Source organism: Kitasatospora sp. NPDC007106 (assembly GCF_040634455.1).
Classification (GTDB): Bacteria; Actinomycetota; Actinomycetes; order Streptomycetales; family Streptomycetaceae; genus Kitasatospora; species Kitasatospora arboriphila.
This window is the reverse complement of sequence record NZ_JBEYFP010000644.1, coordinates 1-3389: the sequence shown is the minus strand read 5'-3', so window position 1 is coordinate 3389 and position 3389 is coordinate 1. Positions and strand designations below refer to the sequence as shown.

General features: G+C 69.8%; 3 protein-coding genes and 1 pseudogene. 3 read left to right on the top strand and 1 reads right to left on the bottom strand.

Annotation, left to right across the window (positions count from 1 at the left end):
- The coding region (locus ABZ641_RS30030; protein WP_359986806.1) for a pirin-like C-terminal cupin domain-containing protein at window positions 1-605 on the top strand (605 nt) is incomplete at its 5' end.
- A gap of 87 nt (window positions 606-692) precedes the next feature.
- Here ABZ641_RS30030 and ABZ641_RS30025 read toward each other — a convergent pair.
- Window positions 693-1046, bottom strand: a complete 354-nt coding sequence (locus ABZ641_RS30025) for a hypothetical protein (RefSeq protein WP_344625323.1) — start codon at window positions 1044-1046, stop codon at window positions 693-695.
- An 89-nt stretch (window positions 1047-1135) separates the two neighbouring features.
- Here ABZ641_RS30025 and ABZ641_RS30020 point away from each other — a divergent pair.
- Together ABZ641_RS30020 and ABZ641_RS30015 are read left to right on the top strand one after the other, a co-directional pair.
- A pseudogene (locus tag ABZ641_RS30020) lies at window positions 1136-1486 on the top strand (transposase family protein); the annotation flags it as partial.
- Window positions 1487-1881: 395 nt separating this feature from the next.
- Window positions 1882-3389: DUF1565 domain-containing protein (locus tag ABZ641_RS30015; RefSeq protein WP_359986803.1), on the top strand; the 1508-nt coding region annotated here is incomplete at its 3' end.

The window sequence follows — 3389 nt, the reverse complement described above, 5'->3', positions numbered from 1 at the left end:
CGCTGGTCGTCTCCGGTGGGCTGTTCCACGGCATCCAGCTGTGGGTCAACCTGCCCAGGGCCAGCAAGTGGAACCCGCCCAAGTACCAGAGCATCGAAGGGCGCGAGGTCACCCTGCTGTCCTCGGCCGACGGCGGCGCGCTGGTGCGGGTCATCGCCGGAGACCTCGACGGACATGCCGGCCCCGGCTCGACGTTCACGCCGATCACCCTGGCGCACGCCACCATCGCTGCCGGAGCGCGCCTGGTACTGCCCTGGCGCCCCGAGTTCAACGCGCTGGTCTACGCACTGGCGGGACACGGCTCGGTGGGGACCGAGGGCCGGCCCCTCGCCGCCCACCAGCTCGCGGTCTTCGGCCCGGGCGGCGCCCTGACCGTCACGGCGAGCAGCCGGCCCGACGGCGACTCGGCCGACCTGGACGTGCTGATCCTGGGCGGCGAGCCGATCCGGGAGCCGGTCTTCCACTACGGGCCGTTCGTGATGAACACCAAGGCCGAGATCATCCAGGCCATGGAGGACTACGAGGCGGGCCGGCTCGGGGTGATCCCGGACGACGCGATCATGCCGCACACCGCGCGGGGAGCCGATCGCCGCCCGGAACGGTGACGGCGGAGCGCTGCTCCCGGGACCGTCGCGTCGCGCATCGTCGGTTGCCCGACGGTAGGAGCCGTCCCGGCGTTGCGGGCGGTGGTGTCAGCACTGGGTGCGCGCCTGCTTGATGCCCGGTTCGGCACGGTGGAGGTCGAAGGTGGTGGAGAACGTCTGCCGGGCGGTGGCAAGCGTGTCGGCGAGCGGCTGGTACTTCTTGTCCTCCAGCGCGGCCACCCGGGCCAGCTCTGCGGCCGTGTTCAGTCGGCCGACCGCGACGTCCCAGGAATGGTCCGACGAGCCGCCGGCCGGCTGGTCGGGCATCCGGTCGGGCAGCCTCCGCACCAGCGAGCAGGCCAGCTCGCCGTCGCTGCCGACCTTCTGACCGTCGGACCCGGCCGAGCTACAGGCGGCCAGCGCCAACATCACTGCAGCCAGCGGAACAAGACGTCTCATCATGCGCGGTGCCCTTCCCCCCGGTGGGACGTGCCCTGGTCAGCCTACAGGCTGTCCCTTAACTGTCCGCCCGGTTCGGCGTCGGTCACGGCATGGGTGGGGTGATCTCGGCAAGCGATCCGATGTGGATCGAGCCGTTCTCGGGGTTGCGCGAGTCGCAGTTCCGCAAGCCGGTCGCGCTGGTCCGCCGTCGCGGAGGTGACGTCCGGCGCGGCCGGCCGTGGCGGCTCTGCCTGGAGGACCGGGTGCTGCTGGTTGCCACGTACCGGCGGACCGATCTGACGCTGCGGCAGGTCGCGCCGTTGTTCGGGATCTCGAAGTCGGCCGCGGACCGGGTGCTGGACCACCTCGCCCCTCTGCCGGCCATCTCGCCCGCGCCGCGCCCGCGGCAGGACACCGTGCTGATCGTGGACGGCATCCTGGTGCCCACCCGGGACCGGACGCAACCACCGTTCTCGTGGAGCGCCCGGGCCGAGGGTTCAGCTGATGACTCGTCAGAATATTGACAAGTTGTCCGCTCTTGCATCCGAAGTCGGAGCCTGCGACCGTCACTTACGCAACTCGCCTCCCACGAAGCAGACTTGGCGGGCGACACCACTCTCGGCGTGGACGGCCGCCGGCGCATCGGCTGCCGACGCGCCTACCCCGTGATCGGAGCCTGCCGCACCGGGCACGGAGTCCGGCACCCGCCTCCTCCGGCCGCGGGTGTGCGAGGTGGTGTCCTGCCCCCTCGGCCGCTCGTGAGGTCCTGCGCGAACGAACGGCGACCGCGCGGGTCCCGTCGGCCCTGCACGGGGCGGAATGACGCCCGCGCGAGCACCTCGAAGAAAAGGCAGCAATGAAACGCACAGGCCGATACGTACTGTCAGCGCTACTCGCCGGAGCGGCGCTACCCCTAGGAGTTGCCGGTTCACCCCCGGCCCAGGCCGCTTCCCGTACCTATTACGTCAGCACCGCTGGCTCCGACAGCAACCCGGGGACCTCGCCGTCCAAGCCGTTCCGCACGCTGCAGAAGGCCGCCGACAGCACTGCGCCCGGGGATGCCGTCTCCATCATGAACGGCACCTACACGGAGCGGGCCGGCGGTTCGGACGTCCTGGCGATCTCCCGTTCGGGCCGTCCCGGCGCGCCCATCACCTTCCAGGCCCATCCCGGTCACCACCCGGTCATCAACCCCCTCACCGGGTGGAACGGCATCCGTGTCAGCGGAGCCTCGTACATCGTCATCCGAGGCCTCGAGATCAAGGGCGACAGCGAAAACATCTCCCTGGCCCAGGCGGAGCAAGGCGCCAGCACCAGGAAACCGAAATACAACACCAACTGCCTGTCGGTCGACAGGGGCGCCACTTCGCACCACATCGACATCATCGGCAACACGGTGCACCACTGCCCTGGCGGGGGAATCTCCGCCATCGACGCCGACCACGTGACGATCGACCACAACCACGTCTACGGCAACGCCTGGTTCTCGGTCTTCGGCCAGAGCGGCATCTCGATCCTCACCGCAAAGGACAGCGACGCCGGGGACGGCAGAACATACAAGATCCGCATCACCGCCAACACCGTCCACGACAACGAGACGCGAGTGAAGTGGGAGCACTGCCAGTGCTACTCGGACGGTAACGGCATCATCATCGACACCCTCAAAGGCCACGACTACAAGGGCCGGGTGTTGGTTGCCAACAACGTGTCCTACGACAACGGCGGCTCGGGCATCCACTCCTACAAGAGCCAGCACGTGGACATCGTCCACAACACGGCCTACCAGAACGGCCGCAGCACCCGCATGGATCCGTACGCCAACATATATGCCCAGGACAGCACGGACGTCAGAGTCCTCAACAACGTCACCTCCGGCCGTCCCGGCCAGCCGACGAACTCCCAGCACCGCGACGTCGACGTCACCTACGACTACAACGTGTACTACGGCGGCCGGGCCCCCGAGGTGAAGGGTCCGCACGACATCGTCGCCGACCCCCGCTTCGTCAAGCCCGGCACCGGCGCGGGCGCCGACTTCCGGCTGGGCAAGGGCTCTCCCGCCATCGGCACGGCCGAGCCGTTCCCGGCGGTCACCACGGACATCACCGGCGCCGGCCGAGCCGGCGGCGCGCCTGATCGCGGGGCCTACGCCTTCATCAGGAACGGCACGGCGCCGTCCGCTGCTCCCACGATGGTGGGCACGGACAACGGCTCCCCGCAGAATCCGCTCGCCACCCCGGCCCCCGGGCAGGGCGCGCGCCCGTCCGCCGGCACGAGCGCCAGCCCGGGCAACGATGTCCGGGCCACCGGAGACGGCGAATCGCTGGCCCGGACCGGAGCCAACGCGGTCGTGCCCCTCGGGATGGC

Bases quoted from the DNA above. Each gene is read 5' to 3' on its own strand.
- ABZ641_RS30025 (WP_344625323.1), bottom strand. From the start codon at position 1,046: ATGATGAGACGTCTTGTTCCGCTGGCTGCAGTGATGTTGGCGCTGGCC.